The 24,376-nt window shown below is 69.2% G+C and carries 16 protein-coding genes; 9 read left to right on the forward strand and 7 right to left on the reverse strand.

Features of this window, described 5'->3' with window-relative positions; genetic code table 11:
- Positions 1 to 118: 118 nt before the first annotated feature.
- On the reverse strand, positions 119 to 724 hold the full coding sequence (locus tag J2X68_RS14530; protein WP_310432932.1) for a hypothetical protein: 606 nt from the start codon (positions 722 to 724) through the stop codon (positions 119 to 121).
- Between the two features lie 281 nt (positions 725 to 1,005).
- Between J2X68_RS14530 and J2X68_RS14535 the strand changes: the two genes are divergently transcribed.
- The 4 genes from J2X68_RS14535 (at position 1,006) to J2X68_RS14550 (ending at position 9,784) form a co-directional block, all read left to right on the forward strand.
- Positions 1,006 to 3,279, forward strand: a complete 2,274-nt coding sequence (locus J2X68_RS14535; protein ID WP_310432933.1) for an N-6 DNA methylase — start codon at positions 1,006 to 1,008, stop codon at positions 3,277 to 3,279.
- Between the two features lie 90 nt (positions 3,280 to 3,369).
- Positions 3,370 to 5,361, forward strand: a complete 1,992-nt coding sequence (locus J2X68_RS14540; protein WP_310432934.1) for a class I SAM-dependent DNA methyltransferase — start codon at positions 3,370 to 3,372, stop codon at positions 5,359 to 5,361.
- A gap of 77 nt (positions 5,362 to 5,438) precedes the next feature.
- Positions 5,439 to 6,605 carry a restriction endonuclease subunit S gene (locus J2X68_RS14545; RefSeq protein WP_310432935.1) on the forward strand — a complete coding sequence of 389 codons (1,167 nt, stop codon included), beginning with the start codon at positions 5,439 to 5,441 and terminating at the stop codon, positions 6,603 to 6,605.
- Entirely contained in the window at positions 6,602 to 9,784 is a 3,183-nt protein-coding gene (locus J2X68_RS14550) for a UvrB domain 3-containing protein (RefSeq protein WP_310432936.1), read from the forward strand. The genes J2X68_RS14545 and J2X68_RS14550 overlap by 4 nt, the downstream gene beginning before the upstream one ends.
- 48 nt (positions 9,785 to 9,832) lie before the next feature.
- Here J2X68_RS14550 and J2X68_RS14555 read toward each other — a convergent pair whose 3' ends face one another.
- Positions 9,833 to 10,039: a DUF397 domain-containing protein gene (locus J2X68_RS14555; protein ID WP_310432937.1), complete on the reverse strand. Its 207-nt coding sequence runs from the start codon at positions 10,037 to 10,039 to the stop codon at positions 9,833 to 9,835.
- On the reverse strand, positions 10,036 to 10,881 hold the full coding sequence (locus tag J2X68_RS14560) for a helix-turn-helix transcriptional regulator (RefSeq protein ID WP_310432938.1): 846 nt from the start codon (positions 10,879 to 10,881) through the stop codon (positions 10,036 to 10,038). The genes J2X68_RS14555 and J2X68_RS14560 overlap by 4 nt, the downstream gene beginning before the upstream one ends.
- Positions 10,882 to 11,008: 127 nt before the next feature.
- Between J2X68_RS14560 and J2X68_RS14565 the strand changes: the two genes are divergently transcribed.
- The 4 genes from J2X68_RS14565 to J2X68_RS14580 all read left to right on the forward strand — a co-directional run bounded on the left by J2X68_RS14565 (position 11,009) and on the right by J2X68_RS14580 (position 17,301).
- Positions 11,009 to 11,449 (forward strand): ATP-binding protein, encoded by a 441-nt coding sequence (locus J2X68_RS14565; RefSeq protein ID WP_310432939.1) that lies wholly within the window; start codon positions 11,009 to 11,011, stop codon positions 11,447 to 11,449.
- A 79-nt stretch (positions 11,450 to 11,528) separates the two neighbouring features.
- On the forward strand, positions 11,529 to 13,127 hold the full coding sequence (locus tag J2X68_RS14570; RefSeq protein WP_310432940.1) for a serine/threonine-protein kinase: 1,599 nt from the start codon (positions 11,529 to 11,531) through the stop codon (positions 13,125 to 13,127).
- Positions 13,128 to 13,175: 48 nt separating this feature from the next.
- Positions 13,176 to 15,323: a UvrD-helicase domain-containing protein gene (locus J2X68_RS14575; RefSeq protein WP_310432941.1), complete on the forward strand. Its 2,148-nt coding sequence runs from the start codon at positions 13,176 to 13,178 to the stop codon at positions 15,321 to 15,323.
- Between the two features lie 208 nt (positions 15,324 to 15,531).
- Positions 15,532 to 17,301, forward strand: coding sequence for a hypothetical protein (locus J2X68_RS14580; protein WP_310432942.1), 1,770 nt, complete (start codon positions 15,532 to 15,534; stop codon positions 17,299 to 17,301).
- Between the two features lie 351 nt (positions 17,302 to 17,652).
- Here J2X68_RS14580 and J2X68_RS14585 read toward each other — a convergent pair whose 3' ends face one another.
- The 4 genes from J2X68_RS14585 to J2X68_RS14600 are packed head-to-tail and all read right to left on the reverse strand — an operon-like array spanning position 17,653 to position 22,199.
- Positions 17,653 to 19,011 carry a GH1 family beta-glucosidase gene (locus J2X68_RS14585; protein WP_310432943.1) on the reverse strand — a complete coding sequence of 453 codons (1,359 nt, stop codon included), beginning with the start codon at positions 19,009 to 19,011 and terminating at the stop codon, positions 17,653 to 17,655.
- Between the two features lie 29 nt (positions 19,012 to 19,040).
- Positions 19,041 to 19,880 carry a carbohydrate ABC transporter permease gene (locus J2X68_RS14590; RefSeq protein ID WP_057601676.1) on the reverse strand — a complete coding sequence of 280 codons (840 nt, stop codon included), beginning with the start codon at positions 19,878 to 19,880 and terminating at the stop codon, positions 19,041 to 19,043.
- 7 nt (positions 19,881 to 19,887) lie between these two features.
- Positions 19,888 to 20,874, reverse strand: coding sequence for a sugar ABC transporter permease (locus J2X68_RS14595; protein WP_310432944.1), 987 nt, complete (start codon positions 20,872 to 20,874; stop codon positions 19,888 to 19,890).
- Between the two features lie 5 nt (positions 20,875 to 20,879).
- Positions 20,880 to 22,199, reverse strand: coding sequence for a sugar ABC transporter substrate-binding protein (locus J2X68_RS14600; RefSeq protein ID WP_310432945.1), 1,320 nt, complete (start codon positions 22,197 to 22,199; stop codon positions 20,880 to 20,882).
- Between the two features lie 230 nt (positions 22,200 to 22,429).
- Here J2X68_RS14600 and J2X68_RS14605 point away from each other — a divergent pair, with 230 nt between their 5' ends.
- Positions 22,430 to 24,226, forward strand: coding sequence for a coagulation factor 5/8 type domain-containing protein (locus J2X68_RS14605; protein WP_310432946.1), 1,797 nt, complete (start codon positions 22,430 to 22,432; stop codon positions 24,224 to 24,226).
- Positions 24,227 to 24,376 lie beyond the last annotated feature (150 nt).

Consider the following 24,376-nt stretch of genomic DNA (forward strand, 5'->3'; position numbering starts at 1 on the left):
TCTCCTGCGGTTGTACTGCGCCGTTTCCTGAAAAGACCACGGGTGTCGGCGCTTTCTTCGACTTCACAGACACCTCCGTGGTTGCTGTGACGCTCGTCACTTCACGCAACGCGGGGCGTCAGCCGACCCTCTTCCACTCCTGGCACCGGTTGGTCTTGAAGTACTCCCCCTTGCCGAGGGTCACCCGACCCGACCCCTGCAGGTTGTTGTTGGCGATGATCGAGCCGAACTCGCCACTGGCGTCCTTGGCCCGTTCCCAGTAGCAGCCCAACTCGTCCTCGGGCCCCGCCGTCCGGTACGTCCCCGCCTTGATGTCCTCGCCGACGAGGTACTCGCCCTCGCCCGAGAAGGTGGTCGCGGGACCGACGGGCTCCGCCTTCTCGGGCGGGACGGTGACCATTTCGGTGACCGTGGGGGCGGGCGCCGCCTCGCCCCGCGCCGTCTCGGTGACGGTCACCGTCGGGCGGGGCCCGGCCTCGACGTCGGCGGTGTCACCGGAGGCCGACTCGCCGCCGCCGGCGCCGATTCCGACGCCGACGAACAGGGCGACGGCAGCCGTGACGCCGTACTTGATCCGCTGTCCGCGACGGGACACGGGCTTGAGAGGTACGGGCTGGACCGGCGGCGTCGGACCCCAGTCGCCCTGCGGCCCGCGGCCGTACTGGGGACCCTGGCCGTACTGCGGGCCGTGGTCGCGCTGCGGGTCGGGGGTCGGGTTCGTCATGGCGTGCTCCGTTCGGTGATGCCCGACCCGTGCCGGTGAGGCGGGGCCGAGGCTGCTGGAAAGGTGGGTGCCGTGCGGTGCGGTCTGCGCGCCGGAACGGCGCGACATGAGGACACGCACCCGGCAGTGACGTGCTGGGCGACTGCCTCCCATCGGAAGCATCGAAAGATAAGCACCAGACTGAAAGCACTGTCAATCGCGTTGACAGATTTGACGAGTGCTGTAGGTTGTTGACGTCCGCAGCCGAGCGAGACAGAAGCCAGAGAGCCAGGACCCCCTTCATGTCCCAGCCATCCGCCCAGGTCACCGCCGCCGAGATCTCCCGCATCGCGGGGGTCACGCGCGCCACGGTCAGCAACTGGCGCCGTCGGCACGACGACTTCCCGGCCCCGTCCGGCGGCACGGACAGCAGCCCGCTGTACGACCTGGAGTCGGTGCGTGCCTGGCTCGCCTCGCGCGGGCAGGTGGCCGCGGCGAGCCCCTCGGAGGAGCTGCGGACGACTCTCCGTCTGCATGCGCAGAGCGGCGGAGGCACGTCCGACCTCCTCCTGCTGGTCCTCGCGGCGGCGCGCCGCTCACCGGAGGAACTGACGGCCGCCGCGCTGCTGCCGGACCCGGACCTCGTCAGCCGCGCCGAGCGCGAGGTGGCCACCGTGGCCGACACAGTCCCGGTCGCGGACGCCGTCCGCTTCGAGGCGGTCGGCGCGGCGGTTCTGCGCGCGCTGTACGTGTGTGTACGCGACGAGGGCGGCCAGGCCGCGCTGGGCGTGCTCGCCGAGCGGGAGCTGGAGGACAGCGCCGCGTCCGGCGCGTACCGGACCCCCGAGCCGCTCGCGGACCTGCTGGCCGGTCTGATCCCCGGATCGCCGGTCCGTGTCCTCGACCCGGCCTGCGGCAGCGGCACCCTGCTGGCAGCCGCGGCACGGCGGGGCGCACGCGAGCTTTACGGCCAGGACACGCTCCCCGTGCAGGCCCAGCGCAGCGCCGTGAGCCTGATGCTGACCGCTCCGCGGGCCGAGGTCACCATGCGCGCCGCCGACAGTCTGCGCGCGGACGCCTTCCCCGGCCTCGTCGTCGACGCCGTGCTGTGCAACCCGCCGTTCGGCGTCCGCGACTGGGGTCACGACGAGCTGGCGTACGACCCCCGCTGGGCGTACGGCGTGCCGCCCCGCGCCGAATCGGAACTGGCGTGGGTGCAGCACGCGCTCGCCCACCTGACCCCGGGCGGCCACGCGGTCCTGCTCCTGCCGCCCGCCATGGCCGGCCGCGCGTCGGGCCGTCGCGTACGGGCGGAGCTGGTACGCGGCGGGGCCCTGCGCGCGGTGATCGCACTGCCCGTCGGCGCGTCGGTCCCCCTGCACGTCGGTCTCCAGATCTGGGTGCTGCAACGGCCCGAACCGGGCGGCCCGGAGCGCAAGTCGGTGCTGTTCGTGGACGCGACGGAAACGTCGACGCCGTCGGGCACGGGGGGCGGTGGCACGGCCGGAGCCACCCGCGCGCGGGGCGGCGGCAGCCGGTCCGCCGCGCCGGACTGGGCCGAGCTCACGGCTCGGGTCCTGGGGGTGTGGCGGGCGTTCACGGAGAACCCGGACGCGTTCGAGGGCGAACCGGGGGTCGCGCACGCGGCGGGCGTGGTGGACCTGCTGGACGACGTGGTGGACCTGACCCCGGCACGTCTCGTACGGGCGTCGCGGGCCGAGGTCGATCCGGCGGAACTGTCGGCGGAGGTCGACGCGGCCCGGCGGGACCTCGTCAAGGCCGCGAAGTCGCTCGCGCGGACGGCCGCCCACGAGGAGTGGGGCAGCGCGGGCGCCGCGGCACGCGAATGGCGGACGGCCACGGCGTCCGACCTCTCCCGCGGCGGGGCGCTGACCTTCCTGCGGACGGCGCCGGAGGGTGCGCGGGGCCGCGCGGAGGAGGCGGAGCGGGCGGACCTGGCGGAGGCCGGGGACGCGAACCCGGAGGCTCCCGCCGCGCGCGCCGTCCTCACCGGCTCGGACATCGCGCGCGGGTCGGGCCCTACGGGCGACCCGTCGGAACTGCGCAGCGCCGTGGCGCCCGTGGTCGCCGTCGGGGACGTCGTCGTACGGGCGGTCGCAAACGGGGACGGACCGATGGCGCGGGTCGCGGGCGAGGAGGACGCCGGCGCGCTGCTCGGCCCCCACGTCCACCTCTTCCGGCCGGACCCGGCACGCCTGGACGCCTGGTTCCTCGCCGGGTTCCTGGGCGCGGAGGAGAACATCGCCGGCGCGTCGACGGGCAGCACGGTCCTGACCGTCAGCCCGGGCCGGCTGCGCGTGCCGCTGCTGCCGCTGGAGGAGCAGCGCCGGTACGGAGAGGCGTTCCGGCACGTGCACGCCCTGCGGGCCGAGGCCCGGCGGGCGACGCGCCTGGCGGAGGAGACGGCCCGGCTGCTGGCGGGCGGCCTGACCGGGGGGCAACTGCTTCCCGGGCGGGACGCGGCGGGCCGGGACACGGCAGGGCAGGACGGCGGGGCAGCTCACCCGCACGGGGCCGATTCACGGCATTCGACATACGGCCCTTCATCCACATAGACCACACTTGTCGGCACCCGCGCGGCTCATGCTGCGGCGCGGTGGGGGCGGGACATGCGGGACATCTCGGAAAGGAATTCGGGGATTCAGTTGAACAGCAGTAAGCACACGGAGTTGGCGAACCACGCGTGGTCCGTCGCCGACCTCCTGCGGGGGGACTACAAGCAGTCCGACTACGGCAAGGTCATCCTGCCGTTCACGGTGCTGCGGCGTCTGGAGTGCGTGCTGGAGCCGAAGCGCGAGAAGGTCGCGGAGCTGGCGGCGCAGTACAAGGACAGCGACATCGACCCGGACGGTTTCCTGCGCCGGGCCTCGGGCCACTCCTTCTACAACAAGTCCGCCCTCACGCTGAAGAAGATCGCGGCGGACCCGCAGAACGCGGCGAAGAACCTCCACGTGTACGTGGGCGCGTTCTCGGACAACGCGCGGGGCGTCCTGGAGCGGTTCGAGTTCGCCCAGCAGATCAAGCGGCTCGACAGCGCGGGCCTGCTCTACCAGGTCATCGGGAAGTTCACCGACCTGGACCTGCGCCCCGAGATCGTGCCCAACCACAACATGGGCTACATCTTCGAGGAGCTGATCCGCCGCTTCGCCGAGCAGTCGAACGAGACGGCCGGTGAGCACTTCACTCCGCGCGAGGTCATCAAGCTGATGGTGAACCTCCTCATCGCCCCGGACGGCGACGCGCTCCACGTCCCCGGCGTCATCCGCACGGTCATGGACCCGGCCTGCGGCACGGGCGGCATGCTCTCGGCGGTCGAGGACCACATCAAGGACTACAACGCCGACGCCACGGTCGAGGTGTACGGGCAGGAGCTGAACCCCGAGTCCTGGGCGATCTGCCGGTCCGACCTCATGATCAAGGGCCAGGACCCGGAGAACATCGCCTTCGGTAACTCCTTCTCCGACGACGGCCACGCCCGCAAGTCCTTCGACTACCTGCTGGCCAACCCGCCGTTCGGCGTGGAGTGGAAGAAGGTCAAGGAGGACGTCGAGTTCGAGCACAAGTCGCTCGGCGACTCCGGCCGCTTCGGCGCGGGGCTCCCCCGGATCAACGACGGTTCGCTGCTGTTCCTCCAGCACATGATCTCGAAGATGAAGCCGGTCGACGTGAACGGCGGAGGCGGCTCCCGCATCGCGATCGTCTTCAACGGCTCGCCCCTGTTCACGGGCGCGGCGGGCTCGGGCGAGTCGGAGATCCGCCGCTGGATCCTGGAGAACGACTGGCTGGAGGCCATCGTCGCGCTCCCCGACCAGCTCTTCTACAACACCGGCATCTCCACGTACTTCTGGATCCTGACCAACCGCAAGAATTCCGATCACAAGGGCAAGGTCGTCCTGCTGGACGCCCGCGACCAGTGGCAGAAGATGCGCAAGTCCCTCGGCGACAAGCGCAAGGAACTCGGCAAGGACCACATCGCCACGGTGACCCGGCTGTACGGCGACGCGCTCACCGCCGCCGCCGACCCGGAACACCCGCTCCACGCCAAGGTGAAGGTCTTCGCCAACACCGACTTCGGGTACCAGCGGATCACCGTCGAGCGCCCGCTGAAGCTCCGCTTCGAGGTGACGGAGGAGACGCTGGCCGCGCTGGCCGCGTCCAAGCCGGTGCAGAAGCTGGAGCAGTCCGAGGACTTCGTCGGCGCGGTGCGTACGCTGCTGGGCTCGTCGTGGGGGACGAAGTCCGAGGCGCTGGTGGCGCTGAAGGACGCAGTGGTCGCGGCCGGGCTCCCGTGGCCGGCGGGCGCGCCGTTCGCGAAGGCGGTACGGGAATCGATCGGCGTCCGGCACCCGGAGGGCGAGGTCCAGCGCATCAAGGGCGAGGCCGAGCCGGACTCGGAGCTGCGCGACTACGAGAACGTTCCACTGGGCGAGGACGTCGAGGAATACCTCAAGCGCGAGGTCCACCCCCACGTCCCGGACGCGTGGATCGACCACACCAAGACGAAGGTGGGCTACGAGATCCCGTTCACACGGCACTTCTACGTCTACGAGCCGCCGAGGCCGTTGGCGGAGATCGACGCGGAGTTGAAGGCGCTGGAGGCGGAAATTCAGGGGCTGTTGGGAGAGGTTACGGCATGAATCATAACGCCGCACGTCTCTCCCAGAATTCTCCCGTTTCATGGCCGACGCACTGGCGGTCTGTACCGCTCTGGTCGATGTACCAACGAGTGAAAGACGTTGATCACCCGAAAGAGGACCTGCTCAGCGTTTATCGCGATCACGGCGTCGTTAAACGTGATGACCGCAATGACAACTTCAATAAAGCCGCCCTGGACCGCAGCATCTATCAACTCGTACACCCAGGCTGGCTCGTCGTGAACCGCATGAAGGCATGGCAGGGATCAGTTGGAGTATCCCCCTTCCGGGGAATCGTCTCCGGTCACTATCTCAGCTTTCGCCCTGCCCACCAAGAGAATGACTGCTTCCTAAACTGGCTTTTTCGATCTCGCCCTTACACGGCCGAATACGCCTCACTGTCTCGCGGCGTTCGCCCAGGCCAGGTGGAGATCGACAACGAACGGCTTCGCGCTTTGCGAGTCATGTTGCCCCCTCTGGAAGAACAGCACCGAATCGCCAACTTCCTCAATGCAGAAGTTGCCAGAATCGATCGCCTGATCGCCAAGAAGCGGCTTCTGATCGACCTTCTCAACGAACGGATCGACAGCAGGGTGCTAGGACACGTGGGCGCCAGCACCTTGGCGAGGGCCGAGGGCACGCCAACTATGCCGATCCGCAGAATTCTAAGCAGGGTGGCAAGGCCTCCCCGTCAGGGACAAGACACGATCACCGCCTATCGCAATGGTCAGGTAACCGTGCGGAGTTCCAGGCGGGCCGAGGGCTACACACTTTCCGCTTCCACCGAACCTCAAGGCCAACTTGTACGGATCGGTGACGTGGTCGTACACGGACTGGACGGATTCGCAGGCGCAATCGGCACATCGGAAGCCCAAGGAAATTGCAGTCCCGTCTATCATGTATGTACTCCCCGCAATGGGGAGGACCCCCGCTTCCTGGGTCGCCTTCTTCGACTACTGGCCCTACAGGGATATCTGGGAAGCTTCGCGATCAGCACGCGCGAGAGAGCAGTCGATCTTCGCAATTGGGATCTCTTTGGCCGTATTCCAATTCCCGTCATTCCTTTGAGTGAACAGCACGAGATCAGCCGCTGGATAAGCGAGGTCACTCCTTTGAGGGAAACAATTGAGCGCTCCACCACTCTCGCCACGGAACGCCGTCAAGCCCTCATCACCGCCGCCGTAACCGGCCAGTTCGACGTGTCCACTGCCAGCGGGCGCAACGTCACCGAAGGAGTCTCCGTATGAGCCCCGTGCACGACGAGTCCGCCTTCGGGGATGCCATCGTCGCCGCGCTCTGTGAGCGGGGGTGGCGTGAGAGGGATCGTACGAAGTACCGGGCCGATCTCGGTCTCGACATGGACGAGCTGTTCGACTTCATCCGCGAGACCCAGCTCGACGAGTGGAACGACCTCCTCAGCATCTACGGCGGCAACAAGAGCGAGGCCGAACGCGGATTCGCCCAGCGTCTCGACCGGGCCATCGCCGACGACGGGCTGCTGCACGTCCTGCGGAACGGGGTCAAGGATCGCGGGATCCTCCTCCGCGTCGCCTACTTCAGGCCGAATCTGGTCGCCGCCGAGAACGTCCTCGACGACTACCGGGCCAACCGCCTCACCGTGGTCCGGGAACTTGCCTACGCCACCAAGCAGGCCGACTGGGGCCACGAACTTGACCTGGCCCTGTTCCTGAACGGCATCCCGGTCGCCACGGCCGAGTTGAAGAACCCGCTGACCGGACAGGGCGTCGAGCACGCGAAGGAGCAGTACCGGACGGACCGCGACCCGACCGAGCTGATCTTCACGCGCCGGGTCATCGCGAACTTCGCCGTCGACCCGGACCTGGTGTTCGTCACGACCCAACTGCGGGGCAAGAGCACGAGGTTCCTGCCGTTCAACACCGGCTCGAACGGCCCCGGCCAGCCCGGCGGCGCGGGCAACCCCGCGCCCACGACGTTCGGGACGTACGCCACCTCCTACCTGTGGGAACAGGTCTGGCACCCCGAGAACTGGCTCGACCTCCTCCACCGCTTCGCGCACCAGCAGAAGCACAAGACGCCCGGCGGCGGCACCACCAAGTCGACGATCTTCCCCCGCTACCACCAGTGGGACGTGGTCCGGAAGCTCACCGCCCACGCGTCCACGCGGGGCACCGGCCACAACTACCTGGTCATGGCGTCCGCCGGCTCCGGCAAGTCGAACACCATCGGCTGGCTGGCCCACCGCCTGAGCGACCTGCACGCCCGCACCGACCCGCACTCCCTCGAACCCGAAGCCCTCGCCAGTGGCCGCATCAAGCCGGGTGAGCCCGTCTTCGACAAGGTCATCGTCATCACGGACCGCCGCAACCTGGACGCCCAACTCCGGGAGACCGTCGGCAGCTTCTCGCAGACCGACGGCCTGGTCGTGAAGGTCGACGAGAAGCACGGCGCGAAGAGCGAGCAGCTCGCACGTGCCCTCTCGCGGGACACCGGCAAGATCGTGACCGTCACCCTGCACTCGTTCCCGGCGCTGCTGGACTACATCAAGCGGAACCCGACCGAGATCAAGGGCACGCGCTTCGCGATCGTCATCGACGAGGCGCACTCCTCGCAGTCCGGGGACGCGGCCACGGCCGTCAAGTCCGCGCTGCGGGAACTCGGTCTGGACTCCGACTCGGAGGACGAGGGCGCGACGACCGTCACGCTCGGGGACAAGCTCAAGGGGAAGGCGGTGGAGCGGTCCCGGGCCACGAACCTCTCCTACTTCGCCTTCACCGCCACGCCCAAGGCGAAGACCCTCGAACTCTTCGGCACCGAGAGCACGGAGAACGGCAAGGCGGTCTACCGCCCCTTCCACACGTACTCCATGCGCCAGGCCATCGAGGAAGGCTTCATCCTCGATCCGCTGCGCAACTACGTCACGTACGCCACGTACTGGAAGCTGGTGAACCAGAACCCGGACGAGAAGGAGGTAGACCCCTCCAAGGCCAACAGCCTGCTCGCCCGGTTCGCGCTCACGCACGAGCACACCGTGTCCCAGCACGCGATGGTGATCGTCGAGCACTTCGTGACGCACACCCGTGGCCGACTCGGCGGCCGGGCCAAGTCCATGGTGGTCACCGCGTCCCGGCAGTCGGCCGCGCAGATGGCGCGAGCGATCAAGAGCTACATCAAGGACCGTGACTACGACACCAAGTACCCCGACCTGGGCGTACTCGTCGCCTTCTCCGGTTCCCTCACGATCGACGACGAGGAGACCACCGAGACCAAGGAGAACGGCGGTCTGTCGGAAGGCGCGCTGCCGAAGGCGTTCGCCTACACCCGCGCCGACGACAAGGCCGTGAAGGCCGGCGGCAAGGGACAGCAGGAGTACAAGATCCTGGTCGTCGCGGAGAAGTACCAGACCGGCTTCGACCAGCCGCTCCTCACGACGATGTACGTCAACAAGACGCTCACCGGCATCTCCGCCGTGCAGACCCTGTCTCGCCTCAACCGCACCGCCGAACGCAAGTCCCAGGCCGACCTGGCCGTCCTGGACTTCGTCAACGAGGCCGAGGACATCCAGGAGGCCTTCCGCCCGTACTTCGAGGAGGCGACGACCCTCCCGTCCGACCCGAACCTCCTCTACACGGCCCAGAGCCGCGTCATGTCCGCGCCGGTCATCTCCGAACAGGACATGGACGAGTTCGCCGCCGCGTACTTCGCGGCCAAGGAGAAGGCGGCCGGCTCACAGGCCAAGTGGGAGAAGCTGCACGCCGAGCTGTACCGGCTCCTGTCCCCGGCCGTCACCCGCTTCACCAAGCTGATGGACAGCGAGGAGGAGGACGAGGTCGAGACCGCGGAGGAGTTCCGCGCCAACCTCAACGACTACGTCCGCAAGTACGGCTTCCTGGCGCAGATCGTGCCCTACCAGGACCCCGACCTGGAGCGCCTGCACCTCTACGGGCGCTACCTCCTCAACCGCCTCCCCCGCAACGCCGACGGCGGCGTCGACATAGGCGAAGTCGACCTGAGTCACCTGCGCGTGGCGAAGACCGGCGAGCACGACGTGTCCCTCAACCCGGAGGGCTCGGCCGAGCTGAAAGGCTTCGGCGACGGCACCGGCGGTGCGAAGGACGCCGAGAAGTCGCTTCTCTCCGAGCTGATCGACAAGTTCAACGCCAAGTTCGGCACGGAGTTCACTGAGGCCGACGTCCTTCCGGCCTTCAACGCCACGAAGGAGGACCCGAAGGTCCGGGCCGCCGCCGTCGTCAACGACGAGGACAACTTCGCCGTCGTCTTCGACAAGAAGTTCAACGAGTACATGATGGATCATGTGTCCACCATCGACACGCTCGGCAAGCGCTACTTCGGCGCCGACCGCAGCTTCAAGTCCAACCTGGACCGGAGCGCGCGGCGGGCCGCCTGGCGGATGATCCGCAGCGAAGAGGGTCTGGACGACGTCTGACGCGTTCGGGGCCCGGCGTCGTGCCGGGCCCCGAACGTCGTACGTCCCTCAGCGGCCGACGGCCAGCCGCACGAACCCGGCCCAGGCGTCAACGCCGACGGCGAGCACCGATCCCTCGACCTGCTTCGAATCCCGCACCAGCACGGTTCGTGAAGCTGCGGCGACCTCGAGGCACTCGCCGCCGTTCCCTGTGCTGTAGCTGCTCTTGAACCAAGCGGCTTCGGGTACAGCCGCCTTGATGCGCTGCACGCTCATGCCTCTCCCATCAGTTGCTCGATGAACGCCGAAGACTCGCTCGGCGTCAGGGCCTGTGATCGGAGGATGCCATAGCGGGCTTCGAGCGTCCGTACGTACGCAGGATCGGTGTACAGGCGGCTGTCGTCCTGAATCTCCGCGTACGCGATGCGCTCCCCCTTGTTGGTGTCGATCAGCGTGAACGGGCCACCCAGTGCGGCATGGTCCTCCCGTCCGAAGGGCATCACCTGCACCTCAACGTTCCGGGAATGGCCGGTGAGAAGGATATGTTCCAGCGCCCCCTGCATGATCTTGCGACCGCCGATCGGCCTCCGTAGTACCGCCTCTTCGATCACGAAGCTCATCAATGGTGCCGGACGCCGGTTGAAGATTTCCTGACGGGCCAGCCTCGCTTCCAAGCGCTGCTCGATCACCGCGTCTTCGAGCAGTGGCCGCTGCATCTGGAATACCGCTCGGGCGTACTCCTGCGACTGAAGCAACCCCGGCACGGCATACACCGCATACAGGTTCAGGGCCGCAGCCTTTGCCTCCAGCCCCGCCGCGTCCCGGAAGAACGCCGGATACTGAGCCCGCCCCACTTCTTCCTTCAGGGCCCTCAACACGCCCCCGGCGTTCAGCACTTCGTCCGCGCGGTCGATGAACCGGGCCTGCGGGATCCGCCGCCCCTGCTCGATCGACGCCACCGTGTCCGCCGCGTACCCGACCCGGCTGCCGAACTCGGCGCGCTCCAGCCCGGCCCGCATCCGCAGCAGCTTCAACTGCCGCCCGAACGCGGTCACGACGCCGCTCCCCGGGTCGTCCTCCGGCCGCTGCTGCCGCTGTCCGTCTTCCTCGTCCCGCATGGTCACCGTCCTGCCGCCTCTCCCCCGCGTACCGCCACGTACAGCGCACGATCCGGCCCCGTACGAAGGGCCGGAGTCAGCGCGTCACCACTGGTCACGCTACGCCACGAGAGGCCACCGTGAGTACATGACCGCAACACAACCACCCCTCACGACGCACCGGTTCGCCATGCGCTTCAGCTCCACCCCGCGCGGCGCGCGCCTCGCCCGACGAATGTGCGGGCACCGGCTCGACGCCTGGGGGATCCCGTACGGCAGTGCCGCGCACGACGCCCTCGTCCTCGTCGTGGCGGAGCTGTGCGCGAACGCCGTACTGCACGGGCACGTCGCCGGACGGGACTTCCACGTCCTGCTCGGCGCGGCCCCGGCCACCGGCACCGTACGGATCGAGGTCAGCGACACCCGCGGCGAACGCCTCCCCCGGATCCGCGCCACCGCACCGGACGACGGCGGGCGCGGCCTGCTCCTCGTCGAGGCGCTCGCCGACCGCTGGGGCTGCACGCCCCGCGTGGACGGGCCCGGCAAGACGGTGTGGGCGGAATGCGTCGTGCCTGGCGGGAACCGGTAGCCCGGCTGGACTCGGGAATCCCGCAGGCGCGAAACTGACCCCCTGACCACAGCGGACGCTCACGGGGGGCGGGGGACGGGTGCCGGAAGAACCGATCGCCGGGCGGTACGAGCTGCTCGAACAGTTCGGCCACGGCGGCATGGGGGACGTGTGGCGCGGCTATGACGCCGTGCTGGACCGGCCCGTCGCCGTGAAACGCATCCGGCCCCAGTCGGTGACGTCACCGCACCTGGCGGAGGAGTTCGAGAAGCGGTTCCGGCGGGAGGCGCGGATCACGGCGCGGATCCAGCACCCGGGCGTTCCGCAGGTGTACGACGCGGTGCTCGACGAGACGTACGAGCAGCTGTACCTCGTCATGGAGCTGGTGGACGGGGTGCCGCTGCCCGCCTACATCCATCCGGAGCGCCTCCTGCCCGTCAGCTGGGCGGTGGCCGTGGCGGCGCAGGTGGCGACCGTGCTGTCGTACGCGCACGACGTGCCGGTGGTGCACCGGGACCTGAAGCCGGGCAACATCCTCGTCGCGCGGGACGGGACGGTGAAGGTCCTGGACTTCGGCATCGCCGCCATCCTGCGCTCGGACGTCACCAAGCTGACCGCGACCGGCAGTCCCATCGGCACGTACCAGTACATGGCGCCGGAGCAGGTGCGCGGCGCGCGGGTCACACCGCACACCGACCTGTACGCCCTCGGGTGCGTCCTGCACGAGCTGCTGTGCGGGCGGACGCTGTTCAGCGGGGACAGTGAGTGGCAGCTGATGACGCAGCACGTCCAGGCGGCGCCCACGCCCCTGCGGCAGCTGCGCGCCGACGTGCCGTCCGCGCTGGAGGACCTGGTCCTGCACCTGCTGCGCAAGGCTCCCGAAGCGCGCCCCGGGGACGTGCAGGAGGTGTACGAGCGGCTGCGGCCCTTCCTGCCCGCGCCCGGTGAGCCGTCCCTGGCGGAGGAGGCCGGGCCCGCCGGTGCTCCGGACCCGACCGGGATCTTCCGCCGCCCGTACGCGCCCCGCGCGCGGGCCGGCGCGGGAGCGACCGCCCGCACCGGCTCGGCGCAGGCGCCGGGCGCCGTCGCGCCCGCGCCGCTTCCCGAAGCGCTGCGCGACCAGGTGCGGGAGGTGCACGCCCACTACGCCGCTCTCATGGAGGAGGAGCGGTACTCGCAGGCCGCGGAGGTGGTCGGCGAGCTGATCGAGTCGGCGGCGCGCTCCCTGGGCTCCGAGAACAAGGTGGTGCTCGGGCTGCGCAGGCGGCGGGCCTTCAGCTGGCAACTGGCGGGCGACTACCGGGCGGCGCTGCCCGAGTTCGAGGCGCTCGCCGAGGCCTACGGCAGGATCAGCGGCCCATCCAGCGAGTCCGCTCTCGACAGCCGGGCGCAGGCGGCCCGCTGCCGGGGCGAACTCGGCCAGGTGACCGAGGCGTTGGCCGGTCTGCAGGACGTCCTGGAGCTGGTGCGGGCCATCGGCGGCGACATGAGCGAGGACGCCGTGGAACTGCGCCGGGACATCGGCATGCTGCTGCTCGCGCAGGGCCGGACGGCGGACGCATTTCACGTCCTGGACCCGCTGCACTCCGACCTGTGCATGGTCCTCGGCCCGGGCGACGAACTGACCGCCGAGGTGGCCGAGACCCTGGCGGTGATCCGTCTGGATCTCGACGACGGCCCGGCCGGCTCCCCTAACTGACCTGGCCTTCCTCATCAACGCAGCCCGCCCGGCCCTTAGGATCCGCCCATGCCGCAGCTCGCCTTCGACATCGCGTTCTTCGCCGAACTCCCCAAGCTCCAGCCCCCGGTCAGGAAGGGCGTGCTGGACGCCTGGGAGAAGTTCAGCCGGCTCACCCTCGACCAGCTCTTCAGGGATCCGGGGCTGAAGCTGGAGAGCCTGACGCACGCGCAGGACAAGCAGATCCGGACGATCCGCATCGACCAGTTCTGGCGCGGTGTCGTCCTCGCGCCGCCCTCCGGGGACACCTTCGTCCTGCTGCGGGTCATGCAGCACGACAAGGCGATCGCCTGGGCGAAGAAGCAGAAGTCCAGCATCAACGAGGTGACGCGGGCGGTCGAGATCCGGGACGCGGCGACCCTGGACGAGCTGACGCCGGCGTACGAACGGGTGGCGCAGACCTCGCCGAAGGAGCGGCTGTTCGCGAAGTTCTCCGACGGCGACCTGGCCGCCCTCGGCATCGACGCCGAGACGCTGCGGCAGGCCCGCTCGCTCGTCGACAAGGAGCAGCTGGAGATCTTCGCGCCGCTGCTGCCCCAGGACCAGCGGGAGGTGCTCCAGTACCTCGCGGAGGGCTGCACGGTCGAGGAGGTCTGGCAGGACATCGTCGCGCCGGCCCTCCAGGCGTCGTCGCAGCCGGTGGACACCCAGGACTACGAGACGGCGATCCGGCACAGCCGGGCGCGCATCGCGCTGGTCACGGCCTCCGAGGAGCTGCGGGACATCCTCGAGAAGCCCTTCGCGGCCTGGCGGGTGTTCCTCCACCCCTCGCAGCGCAAGGTCGCCTACCGGGCGTCCTACTCGGGGCCCGCCCAGGTCACCGGCGGACCGGGCACCGGCAAGACGGTGGTGGCCCTGCACCGGGTCAGGCACCTGCTCGGGCACCTGCGCGACGGGGACCGCATCCTGCTCACGACGTACACCAACGCGCTCGTCGACGCCCTCCGCTCCAGCCTGGAGTCCCTGCTGGAAGACCCGGAGCTGCGCGCGCGGGTGGACATCTCGACGGTGGACGGCTTCGCGAACCGTGTCGTAGCCGAGGCTCCGAATGCGGTTGCCCTGCGGCCGCTGATGCACAACGAGGAGGAGAGCCGCTGGGGCAAGGCCGCCAAGGCCACGGGCTTTACCGGCAGCGCGCAGTTCCTCGCCCAGGAGTACCGGCACGTCATCCTGGCCCAGGGCATCAGGACCCTGGCCGCGTACGAGGCGGCGGACCGGCGCGGCCGCGGGAGCCGGCTGGTGGCGTCCGAGCGGCCCCTGGTGTGGGAGACCGTCGAGCGGTTCACGGCCGACCTGGCCGCGGACGGGGCCCGCACCTGGCTCCAGACATGCGCGGAGGCGGCCCGGCTGCTGGAGGAGAAAGGCCCGCTGTACCGGCACGTGGTGGTGGACGAGGCGCAGGACCTGCACCCGGCGCAGTGGCGTCTCCTGCGCGCGGCCGCTCCCGCCCGCCCGGACGACCTGTTCATCGCGGGCGACCCGCATCAGCGCATCTACGACGCGAAGGTCTCGCTGAAGTCGCTCGGCATCAAGGTGACCGGGCGGTCGGTGAAGCTGCGCAAGAACTACCGCAGCACGCAGGAGATCCTGCGCTGGTCCACCGCCCTGCTCGTCGGCCGCCCGATCGCCGAGCTGGAGGACGCGAACCGCACCGACACGCTGCTCGGCTACCGTTCCGCCCTGCACGGCGACGGGCCCGTCGTGCACGCGGCGGCGACCGAGGACGCCGAACTGGACGCGCTCGTCGCCCAGGTGCGGGCGTGGAAGGACGCGGGCGTGGGCGCCGGGGAGATCGGGGTCAGCACCCGCTTCAACAAGACGTGCGCGAAGGCGGTGGCCCGTCTGAAGGACGCCGGCATCCCCGCCGCGCCGCTGCGGGCCGTCGGAGCCTCGGCCGACGCGGAAGCCGTCCGGGTCGGGACCATGCACTCGTTCAAGGGGCTCGAGTTCCGCTGCGTCGCCGTGGTCGGCGTCAGTGAGGATGCTGTGCCCTTCTCGAAGGCGGTCACTCCTGCTGACGTGGACCCCAAGCAGCACGAGGAGGACATGATGTCGGAACGCTGCTTGCTGTTCGTCGCCTGCACGAGAGCCCGTGACAGCCTGTACGTGTCCTGGTCCGGTGAGCCCAGCCCGTTCCTGACCGAGGCGGGCGTCTGAGGCGGAGGGCTCGCCGCGGACGGTTACGGCGAGGCGGATCACGAAGGGCGTCATCGGCATCGACGCCACGCTCAGCACGTCCGCCTCGAACGAAGCCTGCCCGACCGTGACGTTCATGCGGACGTGGTGCACGGCGTCGAGCCGTAGACTCCAGCAGTGAGCGCCGACGACGTCTGAACGTTGCGCGCCCTCGCGGGGAGGAGATCGCATGCAGGACCCTTCGGACTCGACGGAGACCGCCGAGCCTGAGGAGAACGGCCGGAGCATTACCGCCGATTCACCTGTTGTGGACGATCCGACGTCCAACTCGGATATCGACTCGACGACGGCGTCGACGGTCCTGGTGGAGGTGCTTCCAGGGGTGGCTGTCGTCGCCGGTGAGGTCCCGCCGGAGCTGAAGCCCGACCTGATCGACTTCGGGATCGTGCCGGCTGTCGACCGCAAGCAGATCTCAGCGATCCTCGCCTCGATCGGGAACGCGGCGACCGTGGTCGGAAATCTCGGAAACGCGTTCGCCGGCGTGCAGGGGCTCTACAGGATCGACGCCACGTCACGAGCCCTGCTGAACAGCGGCGCGACGCTCGCCGTCAAGGATGGCGGGAACCTCGGAGCGGTGATGGTTCCTGGCCGCATCGTGCGTCAGGTCCGCCTCTACTCCGTGAACACGGTGAGCAAGGCGCAGACCGCGGCCTCGATCGGGCCGGCGCTGGCCATGGTCGCCCTTCAGATGATGCTGAGTGAGGTCTCAGGCCTCGTCAGGACCAACCTCGCGGTGACGAACCAGGTCCTCAGCTCCATCCGCAAGGATCAGTGGGCCGAACTGACGGGGCTCGTCGCCGTCATCGATCGCGCGGTCGGCCAAGCGCGAGAGATCGAATCGGTCCCGACGTCCTTGTGGGAGGACGTCGCGGGCAGTGGAGCGCTGCTGCAGAAGCAGCTTGAGCTCTACCAGGGCAACGTCCGCGACCACGTCAGGCAGATCGGTCGCGTCGACGTGCGCAGCCACCGTGAGTATCTGCAGGCGAACGCCGAGGCGATCGCCTTCGACGCCAACGCCCTGCTGTCCTCCCTCAAGGCATGGACCGGGTATCACGCGCTGCGCGCCGCGAGGGCGAGAGCCGCTGGACGCGAAGACGCCGCGGAGGCGCAGTACGCCGAGGTCATTGCGCGTGACACCCGCGCGGAGTTCGACTCCGCTCTCGCCGAGTCGACGAGTCTCGTCGACGCGCTGACGCGGGAGCTGCGGATCACGGCCGAGCTTCCCGGACCCGACGCGTGGCCGCTGCCGGGGAAGCGGAAGGACGTAAAGGCAGCCCGCGAAATCTCCGCCCGCCTTCTGGAGGCGATCGGGCCTCTTGCCGATGCTCTCCATCCGCCGACCCCTCCGCTCGAGGCTCCGGGCGTCGTCTGCGCACCCGAGTCGCTGGATCTCGAGCCGCATCTTCGCATCCTGCGATGGTTCTTCGAGGACGGTGAGGCTCTGCGTGTCCTCGGCTTCCCCGACCAGCTCGATGCCCTCGGTCCCCTCTCGGCGATCGTCGGCGGAGCGAAGGAGAAGTTGGCGGCAGCAAGGGACAAGGCCGCGGCCAGGACACTGGTCGCCGTCACGGATCGCCGCATCATCACGGCCAAGACGAACGCATTCCTCGAGCAAGCCGAGATCCGTCAGAACATCCCGATCGACCAAGTGCGATACGTCCGAGCAACGACCACACAGGACAGAAGCGCGCGTTTGGCGATCGACCTCATCACGCGCGACGAGAACATTCGGTGGCTCTTCCCCGCTGACATGGACAACACCCAAGTGGGCGCGCTCGCCGCCGTGCTTGCCGAGTCGATGGCGATCCCGGACGTTGAACGCGAGGAGCTTCAACGGCGGTGCCACGCCCCACTCGAGGCGGGCGAGAAGAAGAACAGCACTGGCCCGAGCTCCACGGAGTCGACTGGATCCGAAGCCGTGACCAGCGATGCCGGATAGGCCTCGAGACTGCCCTGAGCCAGTCGATCTCAGGTGTTCAGCAGGCCACCAGGCGTCCCGCGGCCCCGTGGAGACAGCCCCCGAGCTCCTCTGCTGCAGAGGTGAAGAAGGGTGCTCCTGAACTGCAGGGATGCGCGTGCTGACGTCGTATCCGCTGCATGAACAGGTGCACCTTTCTGGTGGTGAGCGCGCCGGGTTGATATCGGCGGCTGTCTGTGGCCGCCAGCGGGACAGAACACGGCGGCCACGCCGGGGTGAAACTGCCGCACGCGGTCGCGGACCGGCCGCGCGGTCCGGCTGGTGGCGGCCCACCAGCGGACCGCGACCTGACCCGACCACGAGGCATCGAGCCTAGGCCGCTTGCACCGCCCCTTCCCGGTGGCTGCGGATGATCTCCGCGTAGTGCCGTCCCGTGCCCTTGATCGTGCGGGCCTGGGTGCGGTAGTCGACGTGGACCAGGCCGAAGCGCTTGTCGTAGCCGTACGCCCACTCGAAGTTGTCCAGCAGGGACCAGGCGAAGTAGCCGGCCAGCGGAGCGCCCTTGCGGGCGGCGGAGGCGCAGGCGGCGAGGTGACCCGTCAGGTAGGCCTGGCGTTCGGGGTCGTCGACGGTGCCGTCCGGGCGGACGACGTCGGGGTAGGCGGAACCGTTCTCCGTGACGTACAGCCGTCGCGCGCCGTACTCGTCGGTGAGGCGCAGCAGCAGGGTCTCGATGCCGCTCGGGTCGACCTCCCAGTCCATGCCGGTGCGCGGGACGCCGCCCCGGCGGACGGAACGGGCGTGCGGGGCGGGCCCGTCGGGGTCGTCGCTCACCGTGGCCGGGAAGTAGTAGTTCAGGCCCAGCCAGTCCAGCGGAGCGGCGATCGTCGCCAGGTCACCCGGCTGCTCCGGGAGTTCGACTCCGTACACCTCGCGCATGTCGGCCGGGAAGCCCCGGCCGTGCACCGGGTCGAGCCACCAGCGGTTGGTGTGACCGTCCATGCGGTGGGCGGCGGCCACGTCCTCGGGACGGTCGGTGGCGGGGTGGACGGTGGAGAGGTTGTTGACGATGCCGATCTCGGCGCGCGGGACCGCCGCCCGGATGGCCTGGACGGCGAGTCCGTGCCCGAGGAGCAGGTGGTAGGAGGCGCGGACCGCCGCCGTCAGGTCCGTCAGGCCGGGGGCCATCGTGCCTTCGAGGTGGCCGATCCAGGCCGAGCACAGGGGTTCGTTCAGGGTGGCCCAGTGGGTGACGCGGTCGCCCAGCCGCTCGGCCACCACCGACGCGTAGGCGGCGAAGTGCTCCGCGGTCTCCCGCTCGGGCCAGCCGCCGCGGTCCTGGAGCACCTGCGGAAGGTCCCAGTGGTAGAGGGTGACGGACGGGGTGATGCCCGCCTCCAGCAGACCGTCGATCAACCGGTCGTAGAAGCCCAGACCCTCGGGGTTCGCGGGACCGTCGCCGCCCGGCATCACCCGGGGCCACGCGATCGACAAACGATAGGCGTTGGCGCCGAGTTGACGCATCAGGCCGATGTCGTCGCGCCAGCGGTGGTAGTGGTCGCAGGCGACGTCGCCGTGGTCGTCGCCCGCGATCTTTCCGGGAGTGTGCGAGAAGGTGTCCCAGATCGACGGCGAACGGCCGTCCTCCGCCACGGCGCCCTCGATCTGGTACGCCGAGGTGGCGGTTCCCCACAGGAAGTCCCGGGGCAGGGCGGCAAAGTCGATGGTCACTGAAGTCCTCTCGGAATCGGGGTGGTTGCTCACTTCACGGCTCCGGCCGTCAGTCCGGCGACGAGATAGCGCTGGAGCAGCAGGAAGCCGGCCACCACCGGCACGCTGACGACCAGCGAGGCGGCCATGATCTGGTTCCAGTAGACGTCGTTGAGGGTGGAGTAGCCCTGGAGTCCGACGGCGAGCGTGCGGGTGGTGTCGTTGGTCATGACGGAGGCGAACAGGACCTCGCCCCAGGCGGTCATGAAGGCGTAGACGGCGACCGCCACGATGCCGGGGATCGCGGCCGGCACGACGATCCGGAAGAGCGCGCCGAGCGGGCCGCAGCCGTCCACCAGCGCCGCCTCGTCGAGGTCGCGCGGCACCGAGTCGAAGTAGCCGATCAGCATCCAGATGGAGAAGGGCAGGGAGAAGGTCAGATAGGTCAGGATCAGGCCGCCGCGCGAGCCGAACAGCGCGATGCCGGTGGCGTTGCCGATGTTGACGTAGAGCAGGAACAGCGGGAGGAGGAAGAGGATCCCGGGGAACATCTGCGTCGACAGCACGGTGACGGTGAAAACCCGTTTCCCACGGAAGTCGTAACGGCTCACCGCATAGGCGCTGAACACGGCGATCACCACGGAGCAGACGGTCGCCGCGCCCGCCACGACCAGCGAGTTCACGAAGTACCTGGCCAGCGGGACCGTGGACCAGATGTCGATGTACGGGCGGATCGTCAGGCCGCTGGGCAGCCAGCGGAACTTCCCCGTGACGTCCGCGAGGGGCTTCAGGGAGCTGGAGACCATCACGTAGACCGGCAGCAGCACGAATCCGGTGAGCACGGTGAGGAAGATCCGCCGGGACCACAGGAACGACCGCGGTGGTGCCATGGGGGAACTAGCGCGCATGGGAAGCCCTCCGCCCGCGCGAGGTGACGGCCAGGTAGACGCCCGTCACGGCCAGCAGGAAGAGCAGCAGCAGGACCGACATCGCCGAGCCCGTGCCGAAGTTCCAGGTCACGAAGGAGGCTTGGTAGATGTGGACGGAGATGAGGTCCGCGGCCTCCGGGGCGGCCCTGCCGAACAGGACGAACGGTGTGTTGAAGTCGTTGAACGTCCACAGGAACAGGACGAGGACCAGGACCTGGTTGACCGGCCCCAGGGACGGCAGGGTGATCCGGCGGATCTGCTGCCAGATGCCCGCGCCGTCCAGTGCGGCCGCCTCGTACAGCTCACCGGGGATGTTCTGCAGGCCGGCCATCACGATGAGGAAGGCGAACGGCCAGCCCTTCCACACCGACACGGTCAGCAACGCGTAGAAACTGTTGTCGCCGATCAGCCAGAAGGACGGCTTGTCGGTGAGGTGCAGCTGGTCGTGCAGGACATGGTTCACCAGGCCGTTGTCGTGCTGGAACATGAAGACCCAGGTGATCACGGCCGCGTAGACCGGCAGGGCGTACGGGATCAGGAAGAGCGCCCGCAGCAGCCCCCGGCCCCGGAAGGCGTCCTGCATGAAGATCGCCGCCGCGGTGCCGATGAGCCAGCACAGGCCCACCGAGAGCAGGGTGAAGCCGACGGTGACGAGGAAGGAGTGCAGCAGGGCCTCGCCTACGGGGGCGTCGAAGTCCACCGACACCCGGTAGTTGTCGAAGCCCGACCACGGAGCGGTGCCCCAGTCGCGGATGTAGAACTGCGTGAGCTCCTTGAAGCTCATCACGATGCCGATCACCATCGGCACGAGGTGCACGAGCAGTTCGAGGACGAGAGCGGGCAGGAGCAGCAGGTAGGGCAGTCCGATGCGGCGGATCCGGCCGGGACGCGGGCCCGGGGCCCGGCCGGATCCGGGGTCTGTGCGAGGCTTCTCGACCTCGACGGTGGTGGTCATCCGGCTCACTTCGCGGGCATCTGCTGCTGGGCCTTGGCGAGCTTGGCCTTCACCGACTCGGTGGTCACCGGGCGGCCGGCGGCCGCGTCGGCGAACAGCTCCTTGACGGCCGTGCCGATCGCCGTCTCGAACTGCGACTCGTCGGCGACCTGCGGCAGCGCGGCGGCGCTCTTGGCGAGGGTGTCCTTCAGGACGGCGTTCGCGGCGGAGTTGAACCCGGCGTCCGACTGGGCGGAGGCGACGGGCGGGATGGTGCTGTAGGCCTTGTTGAGGACCTTCTGCTCCTCGTCGCCCGTCATGAACTTCACGAACTCCGTGGCGCCGTCGAGGTTGTCGGTGTTCTTGAAGACCGCCAGGTTGATGCCCGCGACCATCGAGTTGACCTGGGCGCCGGTGCCGGGGGCGCCGGACTGCACGGGCACCGGGGCGATGCCGTACGTGTCCTCGCTCATGCCCTGGGACTTGAGGTTGGCGGACGCGGACTGCCACAGCAGCATCGCGGTCTTGCCCTTGGCGAAGTCGCTCACGGACTGGTTCTGCGCGTACTCGGCGTTGCCCTGCGGAATGGCCTTGTCCTTGGCCATCAGGTCGACGTACTGCTTGACCGCCGTGACCGCGCCGTCGGACGTGAAGTCGGGCTTTCCGTCGGCGGTGAAGAAGTCGGCGCCGTGCTGCTTGGCGAAGACGAAGACGTGATGGACGTTCTCCGAGACGTTCGCGCCCTCGGCGCCCAGGACCTGCTTGCCCTTCGCCTGGATCTTCTTGCCGTCGGCCACCAGCTCGGCCCATGTGGCCGGGGGCTGGGCTATGCCGGCGTCGGCGAAGATCTGCTTGTTGTAGTAGAGCGCGTAGGCCATCGAGTAGAGCGGCACCGCGGCCGGGTCCTTGCCCTGCGCCCCGGTCGAGCCGAGCGCGGACTCGACGAAGCGGTCTCTGCCGCCGATCTTCGCGAAGTTCGCCTCGTCCCAGGGCAGCAGCGCGCCCGTGGCCTGGAGCGAGGCCGACCAGGTGTTGCCGATGTTGAGGACGTCGGGGCCCTGGCCGGACGTGGTCGCCGTGAGGATCCGGTTGAGCAGGTCCGACCAGGGGACGACCTCGAGCTTCACCTTGATCCCGGTCTGCTTCTCGAACTTGTCGAGTTCGGGCTGGAGGACCTTCTTGTCCACCTCGATGCTCGCGCCCTGGTTCGAGGCCCAGTACGTCAGGGTCTTCGGCGAGTCGTTGGAGCCTTCGCCGTCTGTCGAGGTGCCGCCGCCACAAGCCGTGGCCGCGAGGGCGAGTGACATGACGACGGCGCCTGTGGCCGCGGCTCGGATGGTGCGCATGGGTCGGCTCCCGGTGTCATCAGGACTTAATTTAGGACGTGAGTTAAACCTCGGAAGCGGGCCACGTCAAGAGGTGCGGCACAGTCCGGGGAACTCCGGTCCCACCACTTGACGCACCTGTTCGGGTAGTTGAAGCATTCAGCGCTGAGAGAGCGCTCTCACCTCAGCGACCGTTCACTTCCTTAAATCAGCCGTTCCCCCGGAGCGGCCTGGACCGAGGAGAGCCGCCCATGCCCCACACTCCGCCCCCGGAGACGCCCGCCGTGCGCCGCAGAGCAGTCCTCGCGGCAGCCGCCACGGCCGCGGCAACCCCCGCCCTCGCCGGACTCTCCACCGCTCCGGCCTCCGCCGCCCCGCGCGCAAAACGTGCGCGCGCCCTTCCCGGCGGTGGCGACCTCGGCCCGAACGTCCTCGTCTTCGACCCGTCGACCCCTGACATCCAGGCCCGGCTGGACACCGTGTTCCGGCAGCAGGAGTCGGCCCAGTTCGGCCCCGGACGCTACGCGTTGCTGTTCCGTCCCGGCACCTACCACGGCCTCAACGCCCAACTCGGCTTCTACACCTCGATCGCCGGGCTCGGCCTCTCCCCCGACGACACGACCATCAACGGGGACGTGACCGTCGACGCGGGCTGGTTCGGCGGCAACGCCACGCAGAACTTCTGGCGTTCGGCGGAGAACCTCGCGCTCGTCCCGGTCAGCGGCACCAACCGGTGGGCGGTCGCCCAGGCCGCCCCCTTCCGCCGGATGCACGTCCGCGGCGGCCTCAACCTCGCCCCGTCCGGCTACGGTTGGGCGAGCGGAGGCTACATCGCCGACAGCCGTGTCGAGGGCGAGATCGGCCCGTACTCGCAGCAGCAGTGGTACACCCGGGACAGCGCGATCGGCAGCTGGCTCAACGGCGTGTGGAACATGGTGTTCTCGGGGGTCGAGGGCGCCCCCGCCCAGAGCTTCCCCGACCCGCCGTACACCACGCTCGCCACGACCCCGGTCTCGCGTGAGAAGCCGTTCCTGTACGTCGACAAGGGCGGGGCCTTCCGCGTCTTCCTGCCCGCCAAGCGCACCGACGCGCGCGGGGTCTCCTGGGGCAGCGGCACACCGCGCGGCAGCTCACTGCCCCTCTCGCGGTTCTACGTCGCCAAGCCGGGCGTCTCCGCCGCCACGCTCAACCAGGCGCTCGCCCAAGGCCTGAACCTCCTGCTGACGCCCGGGATCTACCACCTGGACCGGCCGGTCCAGGTGAACCGCGCCGACACCGTCGTGCTGGGCCTCGGCTACGCCACCCTGATCCCGGACAACGGCGTCAGCGCGCTGAAGGTGGCCGACGTCGACGGCGTCCGGCTGGCGGGCTTCCTCGTCGACGCCGGACCGGTCAACTCCCCGGTCCTGCTGGAAGTCGGTCCGCGGGGCGCCTCGCGCGACCACTCCGCCAACCCCACCACCGTCCAGGACGTCTTCGTCCGGATCGGCGGGGCGGGCGCCGGCAAGGCCACCACCAGCATGGTGATCAACAGCCGTCACACGATCGTCGACCACACCTGGGTCTGGCGCGCCGACCACGGCGAGGGCGTCGGCTGGGAGACCAACCGCGCCGACTACGGCGTCGTCGTCAACGGCCACGACGTGCTGGCCACGGGGCTGTTCGTGGAGCACTTCAACAAGTACGACGTGCAGTGGAACGGCCAGCGCGGCCGCACGATCTTCTTCCAGAACGAGAAGGCCTACGACGCGCCGAACCAGGCGGCGATCCAGAACGGGTCGGTGAAGGGGTACGCCGCCTACAAGGTCGGCGCCGGGGTCACCACGCACGAGGGCTGGGGTCTGGGCAGCTACTGCTACTACAACGTCGATCCGACGATCGTCCAGCACCACGGCTTCGCCGCCCCGGACGCACCGGGGGTGAAGTTCCACGGCCTGCTGGTGGTCTCGCTGGGCGGCCAGGGGCAGTACGAGCACGTCATCAACGATCTCGGGGCGCCGACCTCCGGCACGTCGACCGTCCCGTCGACCGTGGTCGCGTACCCCTGATCCGTCACCGCGGCGGCGGCGCCGACGGGCGGCGGCCCGCGCCGCACACGGCGCGGTGACGACCGGAGCCCCCGGTTCGTGCCACGGACACCAGGTGTCCGTGGCACGAACCGGCAGGGTGACCCGCGCCCCCGGCGCCCCCGGGACGGC

Source organism: Streptomyces sp. 3330 (genome assembly GCF_031456635.1).
Classification (GTDB): domain Bacteria; phylum Actinomycetota; class Actinomycetes; order Streptomycetales; family Streptomycetaceae; genus Streptomyces.